Source organism: Paenibacillus zanthoxyli JH29 (assembly GCF_000520715.1).
Lineage (GTDB): Bacteria > Bacillota > Bacilli > Paenibacillales > Paenibacillaceae > Paenibacillus_AQ > Paenibacillus_AQ zanthoxyli.
Map to the genome: position 1 here is coordinate 1 of NZ_ASSD01000362.1, position 24,559 is coordinate 24,559.

At 49.3% G+C, this 24,559-nt stretch carries 28 protein-coding genes; all 28 read left to right on the top strand.

The genetic code is table 11. The features are described 5' to 3' along the window. Window positions 1–690 (top strand): DNA-processing protein DprA (locus L691_RS0113185; RefSeq protein WP_025690980.1); only part of this gene is annotated, 690 nt, incomplete at its 5' end. A 94-nt stretch (window positions 691–784) separates the two neighbouring features. Next, the gene (topA, locus tag L691_RS0113190; protein WP_025690981.1) at window positions 785–2,884 is read left to right on the top strand and encodes a type I DNA topoisomerase; all 2,100 of its coding nucleotides are present in this window, start codon (window positions 785–787) and stop codon (window positions 2,882–2,884) included. Window positions 2,885–2,938: 54 nt separating this feature from the next. After that, window positions 2,939–4,318 carry an FADH(2)-oxidizing methylenetetrahydrofolate--tRNA-(uracil(54)-C(5))-methyltransferase TrmFO gene (gene trmFO, locus L691_RS0113195; protein WP_025690982.1) on the top strand — a complete coding sequence of 460 codons (1,380 nt, stop codon included), beginning with the start codon at window positions 2,939–2,941 and terminating at the stop codon, window positions 4,316–4,318. A gap of 36 nt (window positions 4,319–4,354) precedes the next feature. Continuing rightward, on the top strand, window positions 4,355–4,903 hold the full coding sequence (gene hslV, locus L691_RS0113200; RefSeq protein WP_025690983.1) for an ATP-dependent protease subunit HslV: 549 nt from the start codon (window positions 4,355–4,357) through the stop codon (window positions 4,901–4,903). A gap of 30 nt (window positions 4,904–4,933) precedes the next feature. Continuing rightward, window positions 4,934–6,337: an ATP-dependent protease ATPase subunit HslU gene (hslU, locus tag L691_RS0113205; protein ID WP_025690984.1), complete on the top strand. Its 1,404-nt coding sequence runs from the start codon at window positions 4,934–4,936 to the stop codon at window positions 6,335–6,337. A gap of 377 nt (window positions 6,338–6,714) precedes the next feature. Continuing rightward, a complete protein-coding gene (gene flgB, locus L691_RS0113210; RefSeq protein WP_025690985.1) occupies window positions 6,715–7,122 on the top strand; it encodes a flagellar basal body rod protein FlgB in 408 nt (135 codons plus the stop codon). 6 nt (window positions 7,123–7,128) lie between these two features. Further along, the gene (flgC, locus tag L691_RS0113215; protein WP_025690986.1) at window positions 7,129–7,575 is read left to right on the top strand and encodes a flagellar basal body rod protein FlgC; all 447 of its coding nucleotides are present in this window, start codon (window positions 7,129–7,131) and stop codon (window positions 7,573–7,575) included. A 74-nt stretch (window positions 7,576–7,649) separates the two neighbouring features. Next, window positions 7,650–7,961 (top strand): flagellar hook-basal body complex protein FliE, encoded by a 312-nt coding sequence (gene fliE / locus L691_RS0113220; RefSeq protein ID WP_025690987.1) that lies wholly within the window; start codon window positions 7,650–7,652, stop codon window positions 7,959–7,961. 44 nt (window positions 7,962–8,005) lie between these two features. Next, on the top strand, window positions 8,006–9,592 hold the full coding sequence (gene fliF, locus L691_RS0113225; protein WP_025690988.1) for a flagellar basal-body MS-ring/collar protein FliF: 1,587 nt from the start codon (window positions 8,006–8,008) through the stop codon (window positions 9,590–9,592). Between the two features lie 4 nt (window positions 9,593–9,596). After that, a complete protein-coding gene (gene fliG, locus L691_RS0113230; protein WP_025690989.1) occupies window positions 9,597–10,613 on the top strand; it encodes a flagellar motor switch protein FliG in 1,017 nt (338 codons plus the stop codon). After that, window positions 10,606–11,454: a FliH/SctL family protein gene (locus tag L691_RS0113235; RefSeq protein ID WP_025690990.1), complete on the top strand. Its 849-nt coding sequence runs from the start codon at window positions 10,606–10,608 to the stop codon at window positions 11,452–11,454. The genes fliG and L691_RS0113235 overlap by 8 nt, the downstream gene beginning before the upstream one ends. Continuing rightward, the gene (gene fliI, locus L691_RS0113240; RefSeq protein WP_025690991.1) at window positions 11,447–12,760 is read left to right on the top strand and encodes a flagellar protein export ATPase FliI; all 1,314 of its coding nucleotides are present in this window, start codon (window positions 11,447–11,449) and stop codon (window positions 12,758–12,760) included. Before L691_RS0113235 ends, fliI begins: the two co-directional genes overlap by 8 nt. An 8-nt stretch (window positions 12,761–12,768) precedes the next feature. Continuing rightward, entirely contained in the window at window positions 12,769–13,212 is a 444-nt protein-coding gene (fliJ, locus tag L691_RS0113245; RefSeq protein WP_025690992.1) for a flagellar export protein FliJ, read from the top strand. 20 nt (window positions 13,213–13,232) lie between these two features. Beyond that, window positions 13,233–14,159, top strand: coding sequence for a magnesium transporter MgtE N-terminal domain-containing protein (locus L691_RS0113250; protein WP_025690993.1), 927 nt, complete (start codon window positions 13,233–13,235; stop codon window positions 14,157–14,159). A gap of 26 nt (window positions 14,160–14,185) precedes the next feature. Continuing rightward, window positions 14,186–15,667 carry a flagellar hook-length control protein FliK gene (locus tag L691_RS0113255; protein ID WP_084654129.1) on the top strand — a complete coding sequence of 494 codons (1,482 nt, stop codon included), beginning with the start codon at window positions 14,186–14,188 and terminating at the stop codon, window positions 15,665–15,667. A 27-nt stretch (window positions 15,668–15,694) separates the two neighbouring features. Continuing rightward, the gene (locus tag L691_RS0113260; protein ID WP_025690995.1) at window positions 15,695–16,174 is read left to right on the top strand and encodes a flagellar hook capping FlgD N-terminal domain-containing protein; all 480 of its coding nucleotides are present in this window, start codon (window positions 15,695–15,697) and stop codon (window positions 16,172–16,174) included. Continuing rightward, entirely contained in the window at window positions 16,171–16,560 is a 390-nt protein-coding gene (locus tag L691_RS0113265) for a TIGR02530 family flagellar biosynthesis protein (protein ID WP_025690996.1), read from the top strand. Before L691_RS0113260 ends, L691_RS0113265 begins: the two co-directional genes overlap by 4 nt. Before the next feature lie 115 nt (window positions 16,561–16,675). Beyond that, on the top strand, window positions 16,676–17,494 hold the full coding sequence (gene flgG / locus L691_RS0113270; RefSeq protein ID WP_025690997.1) for a flagellar basal body rod protein FlgG: 819 nt from the start codon (window positions 16,676–16,678) through the stop codon (window positions 17,492–17,494). 147 nt (window positions 17,495–17,641) lie between these two features. Next, a complete protein-coding gene (locus L691_RS0113275; RefSeq protein WP_025690998.1) occupies window positions 17,642–17,866 on the top strand; it encodes a flagellar FlbD family protein in 225 nt (74 codons plus the stop codon). Next, on the top strand, window positions 17,863–18,333 hold the full coding sequence (locus L691_RS0113280) for a flagellar basal body-associated FliL family protein (RefSeq protein ID WP_025690999.1): 471 nt from the start codon (window positions 17,863–17,865) through the stop codon (window positions 18,331–18,333). The genes L691_RS0113275 and L691_RS0113280 overlap by 4 nt, the downstream gene beginning before the upstream one ends. 39 nt (window positions 18,334–18,372) lie before the next feature. After that, complete coding sequence (gene fliM, locus L691_RS0113285) at window positions 18,373–19,371, top strand: flagellar motor switch protein FliM (protein ID WP_025691000.1); 999 nt, start codon at window positions 18,373–18,375, stop codon at window positions 19,369–19,371. Then, entirely contained in the window at window positions 19,361–20,656 is a 1,296-nt protein-coding gene (fliY, locus tag L691_RS0113290) for a flagellar motor switch phosphatase FliY (RefSeq protein WP_025691001.1), read from the top strand. The genes fliM and fliY overlap by 11 nt, the downstream gene beginning before the upstream one ends. Window positions 20,657–20,684: 28 nt before the next feature. Then, on the top strand, window positions 20,685–21,050 hold the full coding sequence (locus tag L691_RS0113295) for a response regulator (protein ID WP_025691002.1): 366 nt from the start codon (window positions 20,685–20,687) through the stop codon (window positions 21,048–21,050). Window positions 21,051–21,059: 9 nt separating this feature from the next. Then, entirely contained in the window at window positions 21,060–21,587 is a 528-nt protein-coding gene (locus L691_RS0113300; protein ID WP_025691003.1) for a flagellar biosynthetic protein FliO, read from the top strand. After that, window positions 21,584–22,348 carry a flagellar type III secretion system pore protein FliP gene (gene fliP, locus L691_RS0113305; protein ID WP_025691004.1) on the top strand — a complete coding sequence of 255 codons (765 nt, stop codon included), beginning with the start codon at window positions 21,584–21,586 and terminating at the stop codon, window positions 22,346–22,348. Before L691_RS0113300 ends, fliP begins: the two co-directional genes overlap by 4 nt. Before the next feature lie 22 nt (window positions 22,349–22,370). Continuing rightward, on the top strand, window positions 22,371–22,640 hold the full coding sequence (gene fliQ, locus L691_RS0113310) for a flagellar biosynthesis protein FliQ (protein WP_025691005.1): 270 nt from the start codon (window positions 22,371–22,373) through the stop codon (window positions 22,638–22,640). A gap of 5 nt (window positions 22,641–22,645) precedes the next feature. Beyond that, complete coding sequence (gene fliR, locus L691_RS0113315; protein ID WP_036736950.1) at window positions 22,646–23,434, top strand: flagellar biosynthetic protein FliR; 789 nt, start codon at window positions 22,646–22,648, stop codon at window positions 23,432–23,434. Window positions 23,435–23,457: 23 nt separating this feature from the next. Next, window positions 23,458–24,546, top strand: a complete 1,089-nt coding sequence (gene flhB, locus L691_RS0113320) for a flagellar biosynthesis protein FlhB (protein WP_025691007.1) — start codon at window positions 23,458–23,460, stop codon at window positions 24,544–24,546. Window positions 24,547–24,559: the final 13 nt, after the last annotated feature.

Sequence of the window (24,559 nt, forward strand, 5' to 3'; positions counted from 1 at the left end):
GTTGTCAGCGGGTTGGCCCGCGGAATCGACAGTATCTGTCATGAAGCCGCACTGGGGCAGCGAGGGGGAACCGTGGCCGTCATGGCTACCGGGATGGACAAAATATACCCTCCGGAGAATCGCGAATTGGTGGAGCGGATTTCACGCGAAGGTCTGGTGGTCACCGAATATCCGATAGGGACCAAAAGCCACCCCGGCCTGTTTCCGCAGCGCAACCGGATTATTGCCGGGCTTACTCTCGGAACCGTCGTCGTGGAAGCCGACAGCCGCAGCGGTTCTCTGATCACAGCGGATGCCGCCCTTGAAGCGGGAAGGGATGTATTTGCCGTTCCCGGACCGATCACTTCCCCCAAAAGCAGGGGGGCCCTTGAGCTGATCAAACAGGGAGCGGCGCTTGTGTCCGGCGCAGCCGACATCTTGGCGGAATACGTCTCTCTGCTGCCGGAACCCTCGGATTTTACAGCGGACCCGGAGGCCGGGAACGATGGGTTTGGGATGCTATGCAGTGAAAACAATTTGACAAGTGACGAGTCCCGCCTATACCATATACTGCATCAGGGACCATGTTCTCTGGATGAGCTGTTGGAAAAAAGCGGTCTGGATTTTGGACATTTGCATTCCGTTCTGTTATCTTTAATCATAAAAAAAGCGGTAACATCCTTACCAGGCGCAGTATATAAGGTTATATAATAGAGAAGTTTGAGGTTGTGGCGTATTCTTCCGTAGAGAACTGCGAAGAAATTCCATGAAGTTTATGCTGACAAACTTATAGGAGGACGATTGTGTGGCTGATTCTTTGGTCATTGTCGAGTCGCCTGCAAAGGCGAAGACCATCGGCAAATATTTGGGCAGCAAATATATCGTAAAGGCATCAATGGGACATGTTCGCGACTTGCCCAAAAGCCAGATTGGCGTAGAGGTCGAGAATGACTTTAATCCCAAATATATTACAATTCGCGGCAAAGGCTCGGTACTCAAAGAGCTGAAAGACGCAAGCAAAAAAGTGAAGAAAGTCTATCTGGCGGCTGACCCGGATCGTGAAGGAGAGGCGATTGCCTGGCATCTGGCGCATGCGCTGGAACTTGACAATACGCAGGACTGCCGCGTTGTGTTCAACGAAATTACGAAGCAGGCTGTGAAGGATGCTTTCAAGACTCCGCGCAAAATAAATATGGATCTGGTGAACGCGCAGCAGGCGCGGCGCATCCTTGACCGGCTCGTTGGTTATAAGATCAGCCCTTTATTATGGAAGAAAGTCAAAAAGGGGCTGTCCGCCGGACGTGTACAGTCGGTAGCCGTCAAAATCATTATGGACCGGGAGAATGAGATTTCGGCATTCGTGCCGGAGGAATATTGGACGATTACCGCCAAGCTTGGTATCCGTGATTCCGTATTCGATGCCAGATTTTATAAATTAAATGGCGAGAAAAAGGAACTGGCGCGGGAGAGCGACGTAAAGGAAGTAATGAAGGCGATTGAAGGCGCCGATTTCATCGTCAGTGAAGTGAAGGAAAAGGAAAGACAGCGCCATCCGTCGGCTCCATTCACAACAAGTTCCCTCCAGCAGGAAGCCGCTCGCAAGCTCGGATTCCGGGCCGCCAAGACGATGTCTGTCGCCCAGCAGCTGTATGAAGGTGTAGAGCTCGGAAAAGAAGGCACAGTCGGTCTGATCACATACATGCGTACAGACTCCACGCGGATTTCCGCGACGGCGCAGGAAGAAGCAAAAGAGCTGATCTCCACTAAATATGGGGAGGATTTTCTGCCGGAATCGCCGCGTCAATACTCCAAGAAGGCGGCCGGAGCACAGGACGCGCATGAAGCGATCCGCCCAACCTCGGCGCTGCGCGATCCGGACGCTGTGAAGGAATTCACCAGCCGCGACCAGTTCCGCCTTTACAAGCTGATATGGGAACGCTTTGTATCCAGTCAGATGGCTTCTGCCCGGCTGGATACGTTGTCAGTCGATATTAAGGTTGGCGAAGTTGTGTTTCGTGCCGTCGGTTCAAAAGTGTCCTTTCCCGGCTTTATGAAGGTGTATGTGGAAGGCAACGATGACGGCACAACGGAAGAGGAGAAATACCTGCCTCAGCTGCAGGCCGGAGATAAGCTGATTTCGCAGGCAGTCGAGCCGAAGCAGCATTTTACGCAGCCGCCCCCGCGTTATACGGAAGCGCGTCTCGTTAAGACGCTGGAGGAGCTGGGAATCGGACGCCCAAGCACCTATGCGCCGACGCTCGAAACGATTCAGAAGCGCGGCTATGTCGCCATAGAAGAAAAAAAGTTCATGCCTACCGAGCTGGGGGAACTGGTTATCGAACAAATGGAGCAGTTCTTCCCGGAAATCCTTGACGTGGAATTTACGGCTCATATGGAAGGCGATCTTGACCATGTGGAAGAAGGCGCGGAGGATTGGGTAAAAGTGCTTGCCGAATTTTACAATTCCTTCGAGAAGCGTCTTGAAGTGGCCGAAGAGGAAATGAAAGAGATCGAGATCGTGGATGAGGTTTCCGACGAAATTTGCGAGAAATGCGGTAAGCCGCTCGTTTACAAGCTGGGGCGCTTCGGCAAATTTTTAGCCTGTTCGGGCTTCCCGGACTGCCGGAATACAAAGCCGATTATCAAGGATATCGGGGTCGGCTGCCCCAAATGCCACGAAGGAAAGGTTGTGGAGCGGCGCAGTAAGAAGGGACGCGTCTTCTATGGCTGCGACCGGTATCCTGAGTGCGACTTTGTTTCCTGGGATAAACCGTCTTCCAAACCGTGCCCGGAATGCGGATCGTGGATGGTTGAGAAACGGAACAAACAAGGAACCCGGCTGCAGTGTACATCATGCGACCATACCGAGGATCTGGAAGACAGCGAAGAGGAAACGGCGGAATAAACCAGTTCCACAATTATAAATTCAGCAAGAAAGACTTATGGAGGTTGTGTAAAGTTGACGGAAACACCTAAGCAAACAGCGGGCCGCCCCGCTCCGGTTACGGTCATCGGTGCAGGGCTTGCCGGAAGTGAAGCGGCCTGGCAGATCGCGTCGCGGGGAGTGCCGGTTAAATTATATGAAATGCGGCCTGTCGTAAAGACACCGGCTCATCATACGGATAAATTCGCGGAGCTTGTATGCAGCAACTCTCTTCGCGCCAACGGGCTTGGCAACGCGGTTGGCGTACTGAAAGAGGAGATGCGGCGGCTTGGCTCTCTGGTGCTGGGCTCTGCCGACAAGCATGCCGTACCGGCGGGTGGCGCTCTGGCCGTCGACCGGGACGGATTTTCGGGCGAAATAACGGCGGCGCTGCACGAGCACCCGTTTGTCGAGGTTGTAAACGAGGAATTGACGCATATACCGGAGGAAGGGATCGTCGTAATCGCGAGCGGACCGCTGACCTCACCGGCATTGTCTTCCGAGATCAAGGCGCTGCTGGGCGAGGAGTATTTTTACTTCTACGACGCGGCGGCTCCGATCGTTGAGAAGGACTCGATCGATATGAGCAAGGTCTATTTGGCTTCCCGCTACGATAAAGGTGAAGCGGCTTATCTCAACTGCCCGATGACGGAAGAGGAATTTAACGTATTTTACGACGCGCTTATTTCCGCAGAAACGGCGGCGCTCAAGGATTTTGAGAAGGAAATTTACTTTGAAGGCTGCATGCCGATTGAGATTATGATGAAACGCGGCAAGCAGACGGCGCTGTTCGGGCCGATGAAGCCGGTGGGGCTCGTCAATCCCCATACGGGGAAGCTGCCCTTTGCCGTTGTTCAGCTGCGGCAGGATAATGCTGCCGGAACGCTTTATAACCTCGTAGGGTTTCAAACCCATCTGAAATGGGGCGAGCAGAAGCGGGTCTTTTCGCTGATCCCGGGTCTTGAGAATGCGGAATATGTCCGCTACGGTGTTATGCACCGCAATACGTTCATTAATTCGCCGAAGCTGCTTCATCCGACCTATCAGATGAAAGAAAAAGATCGGCTGTTTTTTGCTGGACAGATGACAGGTGTGGAAGGCTATGTTGAATCTGCGGCCTCGGGTATGATAGCCGGCATTAATGCCGCTAGATTTGCTCTTGGTGAGGAACTGCTTGTATTCCCGGAGGATACCGTCCTTGGAAGCATGCCGGCCTATATTACAACTGCTGATTCCAAGCATTTTCAGCCGATGAACGCCAATTTTGGTCTTCTGCCGAAACCTGAACGGAAGATCCGCAACAAAAAGGAGAAGAATGAGCTTCTTGCGCATCGCGCACTGGATAGTCTTGCCGGGTTCGCGGAACGTATCGGATTGCCACATCATGTCGGTACGGAGCCCCTGCATAGAACCTGAAGCATTTTCAAGAGCATAATCGAAGGAGGCAAGAGCATGATTCCCAGCTTTCACGCAACGACCATTTGCGCCGTACGGCATAATGGTGAAGCGGCAATCGCAGGCGACGGGCAGGTTACCTTTGGGGAAAATGTCATAATGAAGACGACCGCCAAAAAAGTGCGGAGGCTGTATAGAGGGCAGGTTGTCGCCGGATTCGCAGGATCGGTTGCCGATGCAATCACCCTCTTTGAGAAATTTGAAGGCAAGCTGGAAGAGCATCACGGTAATTTGCAGCGCGCCGCAGTAGAACTAGCCAAGGATTGGCGTCAGGACCGTGTGCTGCGCAAGCTTGAGGCGCTGATGATCGTAATGGACAAGAATGGAATGCTGCTAATTTCCGGCGGAGGCGAAATCATCGAGCCGGACGACGATGTGCTGGCGATTGGCTCCGGCGGCAACTTTGCCCTGGCTTCCGCCCGGGCTTTGAAGCGGCATGCGAAGGATCTCAGCGCAGCGGAGATCGCTAAGGAAGCGCTTAAAATCGCCTCCGAAATTTGCGTTTATACGAATTCGAATATTATCGTTGAACAATTGCAGGTTTGAATAGCCCGCAAGAGAGGTGGAGGAATTAAGATGGCGAATCAATCGCTTACGCCCCGGCAAATCGTAGCCGAGCTGGATAAGTATATTGTCGGCCAGAAGCAGGCCAAGAAATCGATGGCTGTCGCTTTGCGCAACCGCTATCGGCGCAGCCAGCTGTCTGAAGAACTGCGTGACGAAATCGTACCGAAGAATATCTTGATGATCGGGCCTACGGGCGTAGGCAAGACCGAGATTGCCAGACGTCTTGCCAAGCTGGTGAATGCTCCGTTCGTCAAAGTGGAAGCCACGAAATTTACTGAAGTCGGCTATGTGGGACGCGATGTGGAGTCCATGGTTCGCGATCTCGTGGAGACCGCGATCCGAATGGTCAAGCTTGAGCGCACCGAAAAGGTAAAGGACCGTGCGGAAGAACTGGCCAATGAACGCATTGTGCGTATTCTCGCCCCTTCCGCCTCTAAGAATAAAACCCAGCGCAACCCGTTTGAGATGCTGTTTGGCGGGAATGGCGGCCAGGAGGAAGCAAAGGCCGATGATTCGGAAGGCGATGCTACCTTGAATGAGAGCCGCCGGGGAATCCGGTTTAAGCTGCTTGCCGGACAGCTCGAAGACGATATTATTGAGATCGATGTCGAAGACACTGCTCCTACCATGCTGGATATGTTCGCCGGTCAGGGCAATGACCAGATGGGGATGAATATGCAGGAGATGTTCGGAAGTCTGCTGCCGAAACGGACCAAGAAGCGCAGGCTGCCTGTCCGCGAGGCGCGTAAAGTGCTCATTCAGGATGAAGCGAACAAGCTGATTGATATGGATGACGTTATCCAGGAATCCGTAGCGCGCGCGGAGCAATCGGGCATTATTTTCATCGATGAGATTGACAAGGTGGCCAGCCAGGGCAAAGGGGGAGGTCCCGATGTTTCCCGCGAGGGCGTGCAGAGGGATATTTTACCGATTGTTGAGGGATCAACCGTGATGACGAAATACGGCCCTGTAAAGACTGATTATGTCCTGTTCGTGGCAGCGGGAGCTTTTCACGTCGCCAAACCGTCCGACCTGATTCCTGAACTCCAGGGCCGCTTTCCCATTCGCGTTGAACTCAGCAGCCTTTCCCTTGAGGATTTCGTATCCATACTCACCGAGCCGAAAAATGCGCTGACAAAGCAATATTCCAATTTACTCGCTACGGAAAATATCGAAGTGGAGTTTCAGAGCGAAGCCATTTACGAGATTGCGAAAATTGCGGCGACAGTCAATCAAAATATGGAGAATATCGGAGCTCGGCGTCTTCACACCATTTTGGAAAAGCTTTTGGAGGACCTCTCGTTCGAGGCTCCCGAACTTACGCTTGAAAAAATGGTAATTACACCCGAATACGTCCGTGAGAAGCTCGCAAGTATCGCCCAGGACCGGGACTTAAGCCAGTATATTTTGTAACTGCCCATCAATGGAAGATTTCTAGGAAAGAAGTATCAGGTAAAAAATAATTAAAGCCCATAATATGTAATTTTAATGTAATATATGGATCTACTAAGGATATTACGGACGTTAAATGTAATAAAATGGTTAAAAAATGATTCAAGCCCTATCTTATTTTAAAAGATAGGGCTATTTTCTCATTGTAATATTATACAAATTCTACGAGAATCAATATATGCAAAAAAAACCTCAATAATGTCTCATAATGTCGAGCATTTTCTAGGTTAATTGTTAGGGATTGAACATTTTTTAATCAAATTTTGTCGAATAGGAAGGATATTCAGAAAGAGTTGTGGAATTCTTTTCACTATGATAGCTTTGGAAGGGGGATAATTATGGGATTGCTTAATACTTTAAGTTTCCGACGGTTACAACAGGGCATTGATGCTGCCAACATTCGACAAAACACACTGGCTAATAACGTGGCGAATGTCGATACACCCAATTTCAAGCGCTCCGATGTCTCTTTTGAGAGCTTTCTGCGGGAGCAGGAAAGAGGACTTCAATCTTCACTTAGAGCCAAAGTGACGGATTCCCGCCATATTCAATTCGGGATGACAGGTAATGTTCCCTCGCCGGTCATCCAAACTGACAAGAGGACGTCTATGAACAATAACGGCAATAATGTTGACATTGACCGAGAAATGGCGTTAAGTGCCGAGAACCAGCTCCGGTACAGTTCTTACGTTCAACTTTTGAACAGTCAAATTTCAATGATGCGAACGGCAACTGAAGGGAGATAATGAGGTATGAATTTCGGCAGCAGTTTTGGAATCAGCGCCTCTGCCTTGACCGCACAGCGGCTCAGAATGGACGTGATTTCGTCCAATATAGCCAATGCGGAAACGACAAGAGCTTCGGTGGTCGACGGCAGAGCGGTGCCTTACCGTCGCAAGCTGGTGGTACTGGAGTCGAAACAGAACGATAGTTTTTCCAATATTTTGCATTCTAAGATGAATGGCGGAACGGAAGGCGTGAGTGTCAAGTCCATTACAGAGGATTCGTCGCCGCTCAAACCGGTATATAATCCGACTCATCCTGACGCAGATGAGAAAGGGTATGTATACATGCCCAATGTGGACGTAACGAAAGAGATGGTGGATATGATATCCGCGTCCCGTTCCTATGAAGCGAATGTTACCATGCTCAATGCTAGCAAAGCGATGGTTTCCAAAGCACTTGAAATCGGAAAGTAAATATTAGTACAAATCTTCTAAAGTGGCTGTAGGGATCGGTACACTTTAGTGTTTGATTTCTAGGAGGAGAAACCTTGATACAGAATTTGACAATCGGCACACAGAGCATCCAGCCTCTTGCAATGAAGAAGACAGAGACGCAATCAGCGGCCGGTCTTTCGGACACTACTAAAAGCTTCGGATCTTATCTTGAGGATGCTCTGAATCAAGTTGCTGCTCAGGAGCAAACAGCCAAAGATATGAATAACAAGTTTGTCCTGGGGGAAGTAAATGTGGATGAAGCGATGATCTCTTCACAGCAGGCTCTGCTGAGCTTACAGCTGACCGCCCAAGTCCGAAATAGAGCTATTGAAGCTTACCAGGAAATTATGAGAACTCAGATCTAATAAGATCTAAACAATCCTAGCATAGTTTCGGATGGGGTGACACTGTGAATGAAAGATTCGCCCAGTACAGGGATAAGCTTGCCCAGTATTGGAATAGATTCAGCGTAAGGCAGAAAATACTTTTCTTTTCTACGCTGTTGATCATTATAATCATCATCGTCGCAGTGACGATGCAGCTTACCAAGACCGAGTATGAGGTTGCTTTTCAGGATTTGGACAGTACGGACGCCGCCGGAGTAATAAACTATCTGGAATCTGCGGGAATCAGTTATAGGTTAAGTCCAGACGGTCAGAGCATTTCCGTTCCGAGTGCGGATGCAGCCCGCGCCAAAGTCGATATCGGATCGCAAGGGATCGTTCAGGATGGCTCAATTGGTTATAAGATTTTTGACCAAAGCTCATCCATGATCGGAACGACAGATAACGAGTTTAATGTAAAGTACAATAACGCTCTTAACGGGGAAGTTGAGCAGCTTCTTCGCAGGATGCAGGGAGTTAAGGACGCCAAGGTTCTTGTCAATCTGCCAAAGGAGACCGTGTTTGCTACCCAGGATGATCAGGAGAAGGCTTCGGCATCCGTGGTACTGAGCTTTAAACCGGGCTTTAGACCCACTCAGGACAACATCGATGGCTATTTCAATCTGGTTAAGACGGCCGTTCCGAATTTGCCTATTAACAATATTACAATTACGAATAATGAAACCGAGCTTATGCCGACGGCAAAGGGAGGGCAAGCCGGTGTTTCAAGCCAGGTTGAAGAAAACTTCGCCCTTCAGAGAAAATTCGAAGATGATGTGAAAAAGAATGTCAAGGCGTTTCTCAGCACGCTAACAGGGCCCGATAAAGTTGATGTGCTTGTCTTTTCCAAGCTGAACTTCGACAAAGAGACCCGAAAGGAAAACCGGGTTGAGCCTGTAGACCCTGAAAACATGCAAGGGATCGTAATCAGTTCCCAAATAATTAGTAATACGTACTCTGGACAAGGTAGTGCGGACGGTGGAGTAGCGGGAACCGGGGCGGGTGATGTACAAGGATATCCGAGTAGCACGAATTCCGGAAACACTTCATCTGAGGAGTCGTCCGAGACCAAAAACTTTGAAGTAAACCGAATTACGAGAGATATTATCGCAAGTCCATACACTGTAAAAGATTTAACCATTAATGTTGCGGTTGAACCACCCGATGGACAAACAACTTTAGATCAGCCCACTTCGGATGCCATTCGGAATATTCTGGTCAACATAGTTAGAGCCTCACTCGCCGATTCAGGGGTTGTATATACTGACGCTGATTTGGATAAAAAAGTTTCGGTCTACTCTCAAACTTTCGGCACACAAGCAGCAGCCCAAGCATCTGGCGGCTTAGCAACCTGGATGATATGGGCGATCGCTGCGGCGGCACTGCTGGTTGGAGCGGGCGTGGGATATATCATCTATCGACGCCGCCGTAATAATGCGGAAGAAGAAGAGGAAGAGATTCCGCTTCAGATGCCGACCGAATTCCCGTCCATTAACCTGGACAGCGTAACGAACGAGAGTCAAGTGCGTAAGCAGCTGGAAAGTCTGGCTAAGAAAAAGCCGGAAGAGTTCGTAAACCTGCTGCGCACCTGGCTAGCAGACGAACAGAGGTGAACGAATGGCAAAGGCGGCACAGCAGGGGCTTAGCGGCCGTCAGAAGGCCGCAATCCTGCTCATCACATTAGGGCCTGAAGTTTCGGCGCAAATTTTCAAGCATTTAAGAGACGAGGAGATTGAGCAGCTTACGCTGGAGATCGCTAACGTCCGCAAGGTTGACAGCGGCGAGAAAGAATTAATCTTGTCGGAGTTTCATCAAATCTGTCTGGCCCAGGAATATATTTCGCAAGGCGGCATCAACTATGCCAAGGAAATCTTAGAGAAGGCGCTCGGGCAACAAAAGGCGCTGGAAGTTATCAACCGTCTTACGGCGACGCTTCAGGTCAGACCATTCGATTTTGCCCGGAAGGCGGACCCTAATCAAATTTTGAACTTTATTCAAAATGAAAATGTGCAGACTATCGCCCTTGTGCTTTCGTACCTTCATTTTGAACAGGCGGCTGCAATTCTTTCTTCTTTGCCGCAAGAGAAGCAGGCTGAGGTTGCTAGAAGAGTTGCTGTTATGGACAGCACCTCACCGGAGGTCATCTCCCAGATTGAGAAAGTTCTGGAGCAAAAGCTGTCCGCAACCGTTACTCAGGATTATACGAATGCAGGCGGCATCGAGTCGATCGTACAGATACTCAATGGCGTCGACCGGGGGACAGAGCGAACGATTCTGGACTCGCTTGAAATTCAGGACCCTGAACTGGCGGAAGAAATCAAGAAGCGGATGTTCGTATTCGAGGATATCGTCAATGTGGACAACCGTTCCATCCAGCGAATTATCCGCGATATCGAGAATGCGGATTTGCAGCTTGCGCTTAAGGTTGCAAGCGAAGAGGTCCGCGATGTCATTTTCCGAAATATGTCCAAACGCATGGCGGAAACATTCCGGGAAGAAATGGAATACATGGGTCCGGTGCGGCTTCGTGATGTAGAGGAAGCTCAAACCCGTATTGTGAGTACCATTCGAAGGCTGGAAGAGTCAGGTGAAATCATCATAGCCCGCGGTGGAGGAGATGACATTATTGTCTAGGTTGATCAAACACTCCCAATATGTTCCTGTTGAAGCACTCAAGAGATTGGAGCTGGCCCGGCAGCATGCCGGTCTAGCCGAAGAAGAAATCCAATCAGGGGAAAGTAGCGAACCGCAACATGACGATCCCGCTCGCGAGGCAGCCGAGCAGACATGCAAACAAATGCTGCGCGACGCAAAGGAGTTTGCCGAAGAACAGGTGCGGAATGCCTCACTTGAGGCTGAACAAATCATCGAGAGAGCGCATAGTGAAGCCGAAGAATGGTGGCATAGCCGCAGGGAGCAGGATGAACACCTAACTGAAGCGGTCAAAGCAGAAGCTTATAGTCAGGGATATAATGAGGGTCTGCTGCAGGCTGAGGAAGAAATGAAGGCAAAGCTCGTGAAGGTAATGGAAGAGGCTCAAGCCGTTTTATTAGAAGCCTATAAAGCGCGTGATGTGATCATTCAGGAAGCCGAGCCTTTTCTCGTTGAGCTGAGCTGCGACATCGCCGAGAAAATCGTGGAGAAGCAGTTGACGGTGGAACCGGCGTTTACAATTGATCTCATCAAGAGAAACCTGGCCCGTAAGAGGGAGCAGGGTACCATCTCTCTGTGCGTAAATCCTAAACAGTTCTCTTTTGTTAATGCGGCACGAGAGGAGCTTACATTAGCCATTGATTCGCAGGCGGAACTTCAGATTTTGCCTGACTCGACGGTGAAGGACCATGGATGCGTAATCCGATCTTCACTTGGAAGTGTGGACGCAAGGATCGACACCCAGCTTGAGGAGATCAAAAAGGAACTGATTAGGGTGGCGTTGGATAATGACGGGCAGAGAAATGGGGAAGGTAATGCTTGACACCCAGAAATACAAAGAACAGCTGCGCAGTATCGATCCCGTCAGAATTAACGGCAAGGTAACCCAGGTTATCGGGCTGATGGTTGAATCGGAAGGTCCTGATGCCAGCATAGGTGACGTTTGCTACATCTATCCTGCCAAGGGCAGCAGACCGCTCAAGGCGGAGGTCGTCGGCTTTCGCGATAACAAAGTGCTGCTCATGCCGCTTGGCGAGCTGCAGGCGATCGGACCCGGTTGTGATGTGGTAGGCACGGGTAAACCGCTCAACGTGCAGGTGGGTTCGGAACTGCTCGGCAAGGTACTCGACGGCCTTGGACAGCCGCTTGATGGTTCGCTTATACCGGCTCGCATGCCGTACAGTTCAACTTTTAATATTCCAACTAATCCGCTTAACAGGCCCAGAGTACAGGAACCGATCAGCATCGGAGTGCGGGCGATCGACGGACTACTAACGATTGGCAAAGGGCAGCGGGTCGGTATTTTTGCAGGCTCGGGGGTAGGTAAAAGTACGCTGATGGGTATGATCGCCCGGGGAACTTCCGCAGATGTTAATGTGATCGCACTGATTGGAGAGCGCGGGAGAGAGGTTCTCGATTTCATTGAACGTGACCTCGGTTCTGAGGGACTGGAGCGCTCGGTTGTAATTGTAGCTACCTCGGACCAACCGGCGCTGATTAGGATTAAAGGGGCGCTGATTGCTACGACGATCGCCGAGTATTTTCGTGATCGCGGACTCAATGTCATGCTGATGATGGATTCGGTCACACGGTATGCAATGGCACAACGCGAAGTAGGTCTTGCGGTTGGAGAGCCGCCAGCGATGCGAGGCTATACACCATCAGTATTTGCCAGTCTGCCGAAACTGCTTGAACGCGCAGGAACGGGGCCAACCGGATCGATTACCGCTTTTTATACCGTGCTGGTCGATGGAGACGATATGAATGAACCGATTGCCGATGCCGTTCGCGGGATATTGGACGGGCATATTGTGCTTAATCGGAGCATTGCAAATAAAGGGCATTTTCCGGCGATCGACGTGCTTGCAAGCATCAGCCGGGTGATGAAGGATATCGCGCCCGAGGATCAGATTGAAGCGGCTGAGAATGTGAAGCGGTTGATGTCGGTTTACAAGGAATCCGAAGATTTAATTAATATTGGCGCTTACCAGAGAGGTTCCAATGCCCAGATTGATGAATCGCTGCACTATATTGATAGTATTTGGGATTTTACAAAACAGAAGGTTGACGAGAAGACAACGCTGGCCGAAGTTCAACAAATCTTAATTAACCAGTTCTCGAGGAGTTGATTTGATTAATGAGATTTCACTATAGTTTCCAGAAAGTCGTCGATTTGAAGGGCAATGAAAAAACGCAGGCGGAATGGTTGCTCTCAAACGCGCTCGGGGAACTCCAGGCACAGGAGAAAAGTCTGGTTGAACTTATGGAACAGCGAAATGAAATTTTACTCTCGCTTCAGGCAGCGGCAGAGAGTAGAACACCGATGGCGATGATCCGGGAAATGCAGGATTACGTGGACTATTTAGATAGCTGCATCACCCGCAAACAAGGCGAGATCAGCCAAGCGCATCAAGAAGTTTCAAGAAAACAGGATAATCTTAACTCAAAGGCTTTGGATGAGAAAATTTGGCTGAAAGCAAGGGAAAAAGCGCTGGGTATTTTTAAACAAAATATGAATTTGCGGGAACAAAACGAACTGGATGAGATGGCTACCGTCCGCTTCGCGATGAAGCCCCTCTGACGTCTGGAGGTTATTCACCAGTGGCAACGAACGATATCGAGCTAGAAAACGAAGAGTCGGCTGGTAAGTTTGAGCGGTTTCTGTTTCTGATGATTCCGATTATTTTCACACTGGTATTAATTGGGGTTCTGCTGACGCTTTTCAATGTTGATTATAGAAACGACGTATTGCAGATAGCGCACAAAATTCCGCTCGTGAATAAATGGGTGCCTGATCCGAAAGAGGATACTGCCGATAGCCAGCAACAGGAGAAGCAAGAGGCGAGCTCTGAAGCAACCATTAAGGAGCTAAAGGCCAAGCTGTCCGAACAGGAAAAGACAGTGACACAGCTGAATGAGCAAAAATCAGCACAGGACAAGCAGGTACAGGCGCTTCAGACGCAGGTTAACGACATGCAGCAGACAGCCAGCAGTCAGGAACAGGCAGCAGCACAGGATGCACACGAGAAAGAGATAGCCGCTATGACCAAGCTTTATGCGGGAATGAAAGCATCCAAAGCGGCGTCAATCATGCAAAATATGACGACCGAAGAAGTAGTTCAACTGCTCAGCGGAATGAATAATGACAGTAAAACAGCCATTTTGGAAAAAATGGACCCGAAAGTAGCCGCAGATGTGTCCATAAAGCTAAAGGAATCGGCCAATTCTTCCGATATGGCTATTGCAGCCCTTCAATCCAGACTAAATCAAGCAGCGGCGGCAACGAGCCAGACCGGCAGCGGTTCTAATCTTGACAAGGGAAAGCTGAGCCAGACCTTCTCCTCGATGCCCGCCACCGAAGCCGCAAAGCTGCTCAGCGATATGTACGGTATCAGTCCGGATAAGGTGATTACGATTCTAAGTACCGTGAACGACAGTGTGCGGTCTTCCATATTATCCGAGATGACCAAGAATGATACGAATGGAGTAACTGCCAAAATCGTAAACCGCCTGATGGGCGGGAAATAAGAATTACACTTGAAAGGAGGTGGAAAATGATGAGTCTTGTATTTCAAATGATTTCTTCAGGCAAAGGTCTTAATGCCAAAGCGGCCGCTTCTACCGGATCTTCCGGAATAGAAGGAGTTACCGGCACTGCGGGAAACGGGATGTTCTCCCAGACTCTGCTGCAATCGATGGCAGGCGCGGCTTCTGGTATGACAGCAGCTTCAAAAGGCGATACGGCAGCAGTAACTTTACAGAATCTTCTGAAGACTACAGTTTCCGGTGCAACAGATAAGGATGGAGAAACGTCGACCGCGACCGGCCAAGAGCTGCTGGGCCAGCTTCTTCCCGAGCTTACGAAACTGGATGAACAGATCGAATTGAATCCCGAACTGCTGGCGGCGCTCCAGGGCTGGCTGATTCAGGTCTCCGCTCTTTTGTCGGGTGCTGATGCAAAGGAAGGTCAAGCTGAGAACGCGCTTACGGCACTTGCGCAGAACCCTGCTACCGCAAGGTTTGCTGTTCAGGATGAACTGAATAACCTCGCGGCCAGATTTCAGCAAGCTGCAGAAAGCGGCGATGAAGCGGCAGCAGGCAAAGCGCTGACACTGCTGAACAGCTTTGCGGCAATTCTTGAACCGTATACTGGAGATGGATCGACTTCCAATGAAACTTCTGTACAGTCATCTGCCCCTCAAGCTGCCGTCGCTGGAAAGCTTCAAGAACGCCAAAAGGAGAACGTCGGCATTAATTCCGAAGGAACCGGTCTTTCTAAAACCGGAGACATGATTGCGAATAAGTCGGACGTTTCCGGAAAAGCTCCCACGAACCCTGGTGATGTCAAAGCGGCTGCAGGCGATTTGATGAACTTTAAAGTGACTTCGACATCCGCAGAAGGTAAGGAGCATTCCAAGGCATATGCAGATGTACTATCCGAAATAGTTGCTGACCAGGATTCCTCCACAGGAGATAGCAAAGTCATTACCGCAGGCCAGCTCATGCTTAGAGACGGAATTACGGCTCCTCTGAAGACAGAAACTCCGCAAGTTCCGGTTCATAGATTTGCGCAGGAAATGACAGGTTTTATTACAGGCAAGCTGGAGATTGTCAATAAGGGCGGAATTGCCGAAGCGACAATATCTCTGTTTCCGGAAAATCTGGGACAAGTAGATGTCAAGATCACGATGCAGAACGGTCATTTGGTCGCGCATTTCACGACTGAACATGCTGGAGCCAAAGATATGCTGGAGAATCAGATGTCCCAACTGCGCGCTGCGCTTCAATCCCAAGGATTGCAGGTAGAAAAACTGGAAGTTTCACAGAACAATGCTTCCCAGCAGTCGCAGCTTTTTCAAGAGGGACGCCATTCGGGAGCTGGCGGCCATGGTTCAGAGAGACGCTCCAAAGAGCGGGAGGAAGCTTCAGATGATGCTATTCTTACCGCCGAACTCGATGGAGAATGGAAAGAATGGCTAAATAGCGATAAACAAAGTGCCCGAAGCCTGACAGGCCAGTTCTCAGCCGAGGCTTAGGGGTGATGGAAAGTGGGGTGAAAGATTATGGCAACCTCGGATAGTATGATATCCACAAATAATGTCTGGCCGAACTATTCGGCAGGTAACGTCTCGGGCAGCAGTAAGGGGAACCAAACGCTCGGGAAAGACCAATTTCTTAAAATATTGGTTACGCAGCTGCAGAATCAGGACCCGATGCAGCCTTTACAAGACAAGGAATTTATTGCTCAAATGGCTCAATTTACGTCTGTTGAGCAGCTTATGAACATCTCGGGTCAATTAACGGCGCTCAATCAGTCGCTTGGCTCGGTTTCAGGTCTAATTGGGAAAAATGTCAGCTGGCTTGACAGCTCCACTTCAACGCAGAAATCGGGAACGGTGGATTCCATTGTCGTTAGCGACGGAGTGCAGTACGCCCTTGTGGGTAAGGAGAAGATTGCGCTCAAGGACATCACGCAGATTAAAAATAGTGACAGCACCTTGGCTGCGGACGAAGCTGGCAGCGGAGGCGGGACGGCGTTATGAACGATAAAATGACTGTCGGACAGATGTTCACCGGTGTCCGGCACCCGGGCATGCTGCAGCGTTCAAACACCGTTAATAACAACGGATCTTCTTCTGGAAGCACCTCTTTCGAAAACGTACTTCAGCGGAATATGCTGAAATTCAGCAATCATGCCGCGAAGCGGCTGGAGCAGCGAGGGATTCAGCTTGGAACTAAGCAGCTTGACCAGATCTCTTCGGCCGTAGAACAAGCAGCGGCCAAAGGCGGCAAGGAATCGCTCATTCTGATGAAAGATTTGGCGCTGATTGTCAGTGTTGCGAATCGTACCGTGGTGACGGCAATGGATGGAAATTCCATGAAGGACAATGTATTCACCCAAATAGATAGTGCAGTAATCATCTCTTGACCCGGCTGGTCCTAACGGAAAGCCGGAGGGCCGCCGACCGACTGACGCGGTCCTACCTATAATCATTAATCAAATTTTATGAGCCCCCAAGCTCTAATTCCGGGAGGGTATAATCATGTTAAGATCTATGTACTCTGGTGTTTCAGGCATGCGCGGCTTCCAAACCAAGCTGGATGTAATCGGCAATAACATCGCGAATGTGAATACGATCGGTTTCAAATCGGGACGTGTCATGTTCAAAGATATCATGAGCCAGACGATTTCCGGCGTTACCGCACCCAACGATGGCGGACAGGGTGGTGTCAACGCCAAGCAAATTGGTCTTGGTGTCAGCATTGGTTCCATTGACACGATGCATCTGGCAGGCAGCGCCCAGACAACCAATAATCCGACCGATCTTCGTATCGACGGAGATGGTTTTTTCCTTGTTAAGTTGACTGCCGACCAAGAGACTCCCTTTCTGACCCGGGCCGGTGATTTCCACGTCGATGCCAGCCGTAATTTGGTTACTTCCGATGGCCTTCATGTGCTTGATTCAGCCGGAGAGCCAATAGTCATTGGAGAGGACGTTACGGCCTTCTCGATTTCCAATGACGGAACCATTGTACAAACAATGGCCGACGGAACAACCCAAGCAGGCGTTCAAATCGGCGTCGCCAAAGTCAGCAATCCACAGGGCCTTGAGAAAATTGGGGGCAATCTGTATCGCATGACTTTGAATGCCAACGCGGAAGGCGCTCTGGAGCCAACAACCGCCAACAATGGGGAAGCAGGCACCGGAGCAATTGTGGCGGGACAATTGGAAATGTCCAATGTCGATCTGACGAATGAATTTACGGAGATGATCGTTGCTCAGCGCGGGTTCCAAGCGAATTCCCGGATTATTACAACATCGGATGAAGTGCTTCAGGAAGTCGTTAATCTGAAACGTTAATTTCAGGTCATCTAGGAGTTCTATGATTTAGTAATCTCCGGATGCTAGGCTTACAAAATAATAGTTACATTCTATTTTTTAGTGCATGGTATTGGTTTCAAGCTGGGGGAGGCACTCCTCTCCCAATTTATTGTTAGGAGGCCTCTTATGATCTCGGTAACACGTTTAAACGGATCGCCAATGTGGCTGAACGCCCTTCTGGTGGAAATGGTGGAAGAAAGCCCGGACACTTACATCACGCTTGTAACGGGAAAAAGGCTAATCGTTCTTGAAAAGGCCGATGAAGTTGTTGCGAAGATCCGTGATTATAATAAGGAAATCGGCGCGTATTCAGCCACCATTAAAGTCCAAACACTGGAGGAGCTTTCATGAAAAAGATGCTGCCTTGGCTCATCACGATATTATTGGCGATTACTTTGATCGTGCTAGCCGCTTTTTTATTAATGAACAAATGGTTTTCCGACAGCAGCGGCAATGCTGTTAACGACACAGTAAACACTGTGGAGACCAAGAGTCTGACCGCAGACGATATCGCGGCCATGACTTCGGAAATTAAAGAAATAAAAACCAATCTTGCTGATCCCGATTACGTCGTTTCTATAAACTTCGCCTTCCAATTGAATTCTGAAGCAGCTAAGGAGGATTTCGAAAAAATTAAAGAAATAAAGATCAAGCCGCTCATTATTAAAACACTGGCCGACTCGAAACCGCAGGAATTGAGCGGAGCGAGCGGCAAGGATCAGCTGTGCAGCAAGCTTGTCAATCTGATCAACGATACGTTACCCGAAGGGAAGCTGACCCAGGTGGAAATTACGGCATTTGTTGTGGCTGCTATATAAATTAGTCGTATTTCAAAGTTACTTACGGGGGGTGATTGAATGGTTGATGTACTTTCACAAAATGAGATTGATGCTCTGCTTGCCGCTCTATCATCCGGTGAGATGGACGCCGACGAACTAAAAAAAGAGGAAACTCAGCGTAAAATACGCTCCTATGATTTTAAACGGGCTGTTCGTTTCTCAAAGGATCATATCCGAAGCTTGACCCGAATTCATGATAACTTCGCCCGATATCTAACGACTTATTTCTCGGCGCAATTACGAACTTTTGTACAGATCAATGTCGTTCAGGTGGAGCAGCTGCCTTATGATGAATTCATCCGTTCCATACCTAAGATGACTATATTAAATATATTTGAAGCTGAGCCCTTGCAAGGTAGAATGGTTATGGAAGTGCATCCGAATATTGCCTTCGCCATGCTTGATCGGCTGCTTGGAGGGATCGGGACGGCCCCTTCCAAAATTTCAGCTCTGACTGAAATTGAAACAACTATAATGGAGCGTATATTCAGCAGATGTTTTGAGAGCCTGCAGGAAGCCTGGAAGACGGTACTGGATATTGAGCCGGTAATGGAAGCGCTGGAAACGAATCCGCAGTTTATGCAGATCGTATCCCCTAATGAAACAATAGCGCTTATATCGCTCAGCACCAAGATTGGGGACACGACGGGCATGATTAATTTATGTATCCCGCACGTTGTGCTGGAGCCAATCATGTCCAGGCTGTCCGTGCATCAATGGTTCGTATCTGAGAAAAAGGCTCGGGATGAGCAGGAAGTGGAAGCGATTAGAGCCAGCGTCAACAAGGCTCAGCTGCCGATTGTCGCCGAACTGGGGGAATCCAGGATTTCGATAGCTGAGTTCCTCGGTCTTAATGTAGGAGATGTCATTTCACTTAACAGGACTGTTGATGCCGGACTATCGATTAAAGTGGGCGACAAGCTGAAGTTTGTCGGAAGTCCGGGAATGCTTAAAGACCGGGTAGCCGTGCAAATTGATGAGATTGTCAGCGAAGGAGTTGAAGGACTTGACGAGTAAAGATTATTTATCCCAGGAAGAAATCGACGCACTTTTAAGACAATCAGAGGAAAGCGTGGCAAGCGCATCTTCAGAGAAGACAGTGGATGATTTTCTGACACCGTTTGAGCAGGATGCCTTGGGGGAGATCGGTAATATTACGTTCGGCAGCGCCGCAACAGCGCTTTCGACATTGCTTGGCAAAAAGGTAGACATTACTACCCCGCAAGTGTCCATCATTACGCGCAGTGAGTTTGAGGCAGTCTTCCCTAAGCCTCATGTTGCTGTACACGTACAGTATGTGGATGGTTTTCAGGGCATTAACTCGCTCGTGATCAAAGTCCGTGACGCCCAGGTTATTGCCGATCTGATGCTTGGCGGTAATGGTGAGCCCGGAGACGAAGAATTGAACGAGATACATGTCAGTGCCGTTCAGGAGGCCATGAACCAAATGATGGGCTCTTCCGCCACATCAATGTCGACTATCTTCAACCGGTTCGTCAACATATCGCCGCCAGATATTGATATTCTCAACATGTCTAGCGGCGAGGGAGTGAGTAACCTGCCTGAAGACGAGACACTGACTCGCATTTCGTTTCGTCTCAAAATCGGTGAACTGATCGACTCAACTATCATGCAGCTTCTGCCCGTTTCTTTTGCTAAGGATATGGTGATGATGCTGGTTGGAGACGCCTCTGAGTCGACTGAAGAGCCTGCTGCCGCTGTTGAAGCGCCGGCTCCTATACCGGAAGCATCTCAGTCCCAACCCGCAATGGCTGTTCAGCAGCCTCAGTCGGCTCCTGAGCAGCCGGCGGCACCGCAGATGCCGCCAGGACAACAGCCATATCCGGGAATGCCTGAAGGAGGATATTATTATCCGCCATACGGAATGCCCCCTTATGGTATGCCCCCTCAGGGGATGCCTGGACAACAGGGAATGCCTTACCCGCAGTCCCCGCCCTCAGCATCCCAGCCGAACCGGAATGTCAACGTACAGCCGGTCCAGTTTGCCAATCTTAGCGGTAACACATTTGGGAATGTTGACGAAAATAATTTGAACTTATTGATGGACATACCCCTAAGAGTGACCGTAGAATTAGGAAGGACCCAGAAGCAAATTAAAGACATTCTAGAGATGTCGCAGGGATCGATCATTGAGCTGGACAAGCTTGCAGGCGAGCCTGTTGATATTTTAGTGAACAACAAGCTGATTGCCAAGGGAGAAGTAGTGGTAATCGATGAAAATTTTGGGGTTCGTGTAACGGATATCGTAAGCCAATGGGACCGGGTTCAAAAATTACAATAAGCATAACTTAGGGAGGATTTATTTTAAGATGGCTAACCGAATTTTGATCGTGGACGATGCTGCATTTATGAGAATGATGATTCGCGATATTTTATCGAAAAACGGTTTTGAAGTGGTGGGTGAAGCCCAGGACGGTGCCCAGGCGATTGAAAAATTCAAGGAACTGCGTCCCGACCTGATTACCATGGATATTACCATGCCTGAAATGGACGGAATTGCGGCACTGAAAGAAATTAAAAAATTGGATGCCAACGCCAAAGTCATTATGTGTTCCGCCATGGGTCAGCAGGCTATGGTTATCGACGCAATCCAAGCTGGAGCCAAAGATTTTATCGTTAAGCCATTCCAGGCGGACCGCGTTATCGAAGCCATCAGTAAGACGCTTGGCGTGTAGGATCTGTTCATGCCGCTCAACACCGAGCCGCTCGGCACAAGCAATAACCTGCTGAATTTGCTCAATGTTATCTTTGTGCTCGCGGTCATTATCGTTATTATTATTTTGCTGATCCGGTTTTTGGGACGCCGCAACCAAGCTTGGATGAAAGGCCGTTCCATGCGCACCTTAGGTGCGGTGGGACTCGGCCCTAACAAGTCGATGCAGGTGATAGAAATTGGGCGCAGTCTTTATTTGATCGGGGTTGGCGAGAACGTAACGATTTTGGATAAAATCACCGATCCCGAAGAAGTAGCGTTGATTATATCGGGATTCGAGGAGCAGTCTGTGCCTGGGGGCAAGTTCTTTATTCCGCTGATTAACAGGGTGAGAGACAGGCTGCGCGGGGAAGTTCCGTCTCAAGAAATCGATCTTAACGAAACTTCTTCTTTCTATGAAATGCTGCAGACCAAGCTGCGCTCCGCTTCGGACCGAGAGAAGAAGATGGAGGAACGGCTTGGCGGCGAAGATCAAAAGGGCAGGCAGGAGGATATATGAAGAAAAAAATATGGGTTGCCTTCCTGCTGATTGGTATTGTCAGTTTTCTGGTTCTGCGTCCGATCTATGCCGCCGATCCTATTCCGAACATAGACATTCAGGTAGGAGGAGATGGCGGTCAATCCGGCACCAGTTCCATTTCCATCCTGTTGCTCATTACGGTTCTAAGCGTGGCTCCGGCTTTTTTGGTTCTAATGACCAGCTTTACCCGGATTGTCATTGTGCTCGGATTTATCCGCACTTCGCTCGGAACACAGCAAATGCCGCCGAACCAGGTGCTTGTGGGACTCGCTCTTTTTCTGACGCTGTTCATTATGTCACCAACTTTGTCGACAGTGAATCAGACGGCGCTGCAGCCATACATCAAAGGCCAAATCACGCAGACCGAAGCGATGAACAAAGCTGCCGTTCCGATGAAGCAATTCATGTTCAAGTATACGCATGAGAAGGATTTGCTGCTGTTTATGAAATATAACGGCTATACAGGCAATAACAAGCCGGCGACTTACACTGATATTCCGTTGACCGTGCTCGTGCCTTCCTTTGCGATGAGTGAATTGAAAACGGCATTTCAAATGGGCTTTATGATTTTTATTCCTTTTTTAATTATCGATATGGTGGTTGCCAGCACACTCATGGCGATGGGGATGATGATGCTGCCGCCCGTAATGATCTCGCTGCCTTTTAAAATCATGCTGTTTGTGCTGGTGGACGGTTGGTATCTAGTAGTCAAATCACTGCTGCTCAGCTACGGCTCGTGACGGGGAAGAGGAGGCGAAGGGTATCAATACGGAGTTTATTATCGGTCTAGCGGGTCAAGCCGTATATCTCGTGCTAGAGGTTAGCGCGCCAATGCTGATTCTAGGCTTGGTCGTCGGGCTGATTATCAGTATTTTTCAAGCGACGACTCAGATTCAGGAACAGACGCTGGCCTTTGTCCCCAAAATTGTCGCTGTGCTGCTGGCACTGCTTCTGTTCGGCCCGTGGATCATAACAAAGCTTGTTGACTTTACTACCCAAATTTTGGGTAATCTCCATATGTATATCGGATGAATGATATGATAGATTCCATTTTGCGCAGCTTTCCAGTCTTTTTGCTTATTTTTTGTCGAATTACGGCCTTTTTTGTTGTCGTACCTGTCTTTTCTTCCCGAAGCGTGCCGAGGACTTTCAAAATTGGAATCTCCTTCTTTCTATCACTTGTCGTGTTCAGCGCCAAAGGAAGCGGTGTAACTGTTCCGGAAGATCTCGGTATAATTCTGCTGATCATTAGAGAATCTCTGATCGGGCTGCTGCTCGGGTTCATAGGCTATCTGATGTTTATGACCATTCAGACTGCGGGCTCGTTTATCGACATCCAGATTGGCTTCGGAATAGCGAACGTGATCGACCCGATGACCGGGGCGTCTTCGCCCATACTTGGCAACTTAAAATATATGATTGCCCTGTTGTTGTTTTTAGGGATGAATGGTCATCATTATTTGCTTGATGCTATAGTGAACAGTTATAACTGGGTTCCTTTGGACAATCAGCTCCTGCTTAAAATGATGGACGGAAGTCTGGGGGATTTTCTTCTCCGTTCATTCGCTCAGTCGTTTATGCTTGCTTTTCAAATGTCTGCTCCGCTGGTGACCGCGCTGTTTCTGACGGATGTCGGGCTAGCTTTTTTGGCAAGAACTGCGCCGTCGTACAATGTGTTCGTTATTGGCGTGCCGCTGAAAATTATTGTCGGCCTAGTGCTGCTGTTTATTCTGATGCCTGCTTTAGCCGTGCTATTTCAAAGCCTGTTCAATATCATGTTCGAATCCATGCGCAATTTGCTGAGCACAATGGGGAACAGTCCGTAAGATGACAGTAGGAGGGCCCAGACATGGCATATCGATATAAACTCGACCTCCAGCTCTTCGGCGGAGAAAAGACGGAAAAGGCGACTCCAAGGAAGCGGCAGGAAGCCCGGAGAAAAGGCCAAGTTGCCAAAAGCGCTGAACTTTCAGGCGCATTGGTACTGTTGTCCGGGGTGCTGAGTCTGATGATATTCGGCGGATTTATGAAGCAGCGGTTTACCGCGCTGTATACTGACGTCTTTATGAACCGTCTCATGATGGAGGTCACTAAAGAAAATGTGCTGCGGCTGATGAACGAATACGGAGTACAGATTCTGATTCTGCTGGGACCGATGCTGGGCATAACCTTCATTCTGGCATTGATCTCCAGTGTGGCCCAGGTGGGCTTTATGGTTACCGGAGAGGGTATCACCCCGAAGTTCAGTAAGATCAATCCGATTAAAGGCTTTAGGAATATTTTTTCCATGCGGTCGCTAGTTGAAATGCTGAAATCAATCTTTAAGCTGCTGGTAATCGCGTATCTGGTTTTTAGTACATTGTGGGGGCAAAAAGACGATTTTTCGTCCCTGGCGCATGTGAATGCGGAAGATGTTTTTCGCTTTTCTGCGAAGATGACTCTGAATCTAGGAATCAAAATCGGGGCAGCTCTGCTTATTATGGCTGTGCTCGATTATATGTACCAGCGATACGAGCATGAAAAGAGTCTAAGAATGTCCAAACAAGAAATCAAAGATGAATTCAAAAAAACGGAAGGCGATCCGCTGATTAAAGGGAAAATCAGGGAGCGGCAGCGCCGGATGGCGATGCAGCGGATGATGCAAGAAGTCCCCAATGCCGATGTCATCATTACCAACCCGACCCACTTTGCGGTAGCGCTGAAATATGACGGATCTAAGATGGAGGCGCCGCAGATCGTGGCCAAAGGCCAGGATTATGTCGCTCTTCGAATTAGGTCGATTGCCAAAGAACATGGCGTCATGACAATGGAAAACAAGCCGCTTGCACGGGCGCTCTTCCAAAGGGCGGAAATCGGGGATTCGGTCCCTGCCGATCTGTTCCAGGCAGTAGCCGAAGTGCTCGCTTATGTATATAAGTTGAAGGGCAGAACCAGATAATTTCAGGGAGGTA

Excerpts from the sequence above, each read along its gene's own strand:
- fliM (WP_025691000.1), top strand. The coding sequence starts at position 18,373 with ATGGTTGATGTACTTTCACAAAATGAGATTGATGCTCTGCTTGCCGCT.
- L691_RS0113280 (WP_025690999.1), top strand. The coding sequence starts at position 17,863 with ATGAAAAAGATGCTGCCTTGGCTCATCACGATATTATTGGCGATTACT.
- fliR (WP_036736950.1), top strand. The coding sequence starts at position 22,646 with ATGATAGATTCCATTTTGCGCAGCTTTCCAGTCTTTTTGCTTATTTTT.
- L691_RS0113300 (WP_025691003.1), top strand. The coding sequence starts at position 21,060 with ATGCCGCTCAACACCGAGCCGCTCGGCACAAGCAATAACCTGCTGAAT.
- fliI (WP_025690991.1), top strand. The coding sequence starts at position 11,447 with ATGCTTGACACCCAGAAATACAAAGAACAGCTGCGCAGTATCGATCCC.
- L691_RS0113255 (WP_084654129.1), top strand. The coding sequence starts at position 14,186 with ATGATGAGTCTTGTATTTCAAATGATTTCTTCAGGCAAAGGTCTTAAT.
- fliP (WP_025691004.1), top strand. The coding sequence starts at position 21,584 with ATGAAGAAAAAAATATGGGTTGCCTTCCTGCTGATTGGTATTGTCAGT.
- L691_RS0113260 (WP_025690995.1), top strand. The coding sequence starts at position 15,695 with ATGGCAACCTCGGATAGTATGATATCCACAAATAATGTCTGGCCGAAC.
- L691_RS0113265 (WP_025690996.1), top strand. The coding sequence starts at position 16,171 with ATGAACGATAAAATGACTGTCGGACAGATGTTCACCGGTGTCCGGCAC.
- flgB (WP_025690985.1), top strand. The coding sequence starts at position 6,715 with ATGGGATTGCTTAATACTTTAAGTTTCCGACGGTTACAACAGGGCATT.
- flgC (WP_025690986.1), top strand. The coding sequence starts at position 7,129 with ATGAATTTCGGCAGCAGTTTTGGAATCAGCGCCTCTGCCTTGACCGCA.
- flhB (WP_025691007.1), top strand. The coding sequence starts at position 23,458 with ATGGCATATCGATATAAACTCGACCTCCAGCTCTTCGGCGGAGAAAAG.
- hslV (WP_025690983.1), top strand. The coding sequence starts at position 4,355 with ATGATTCCCAGCTTTCACGCAACGACCATTTGCGCCGTACGGCATAAT.
- hslU (WP_025690984.1), top strand. The coding sequence starts at position 4,934 with ATGGCGAATCAATCGCTTACGCCCCGGCAAATCGTAGCCGAGCTGGAT.
- L691_RS0113275 (WP_025690998.1), top strand. The coding sequence starts at position 17,642 with ATGATCTCGGTAACACGTTTAAACGGATCGCCAATGTGGCTGAACGCC.
- fliJ (WP_025690992.1), top strand. The coding sequence starts at position 12,769 with ATGAGATTTCACTATAGTTTCCAGAAAGTCGTCGATTTGAAGGGCAAT.
- L691_RS0113295 (WP_025691002.1), top strand. The coding sequence starts at position 20,685 with ATGGCTAACCGAATTTTGATCGTGGACGATGCTGCATTTATGAGAATG.
- fliG (WP_025690989.1), top strand. The coding sequence starts at position 9,597 with ATGGCAAAGGCGGCACAGCAGGGGCTTAGCGGCCGTCAGAAGGCCGCA.
- flgG (WP_025690997.1), top strand. The coding sequence starts at position 16,676 with ATGTTAAGATCTATGTACTCTGGTGTTTCAGGCATGCGCGGCTTCCAA.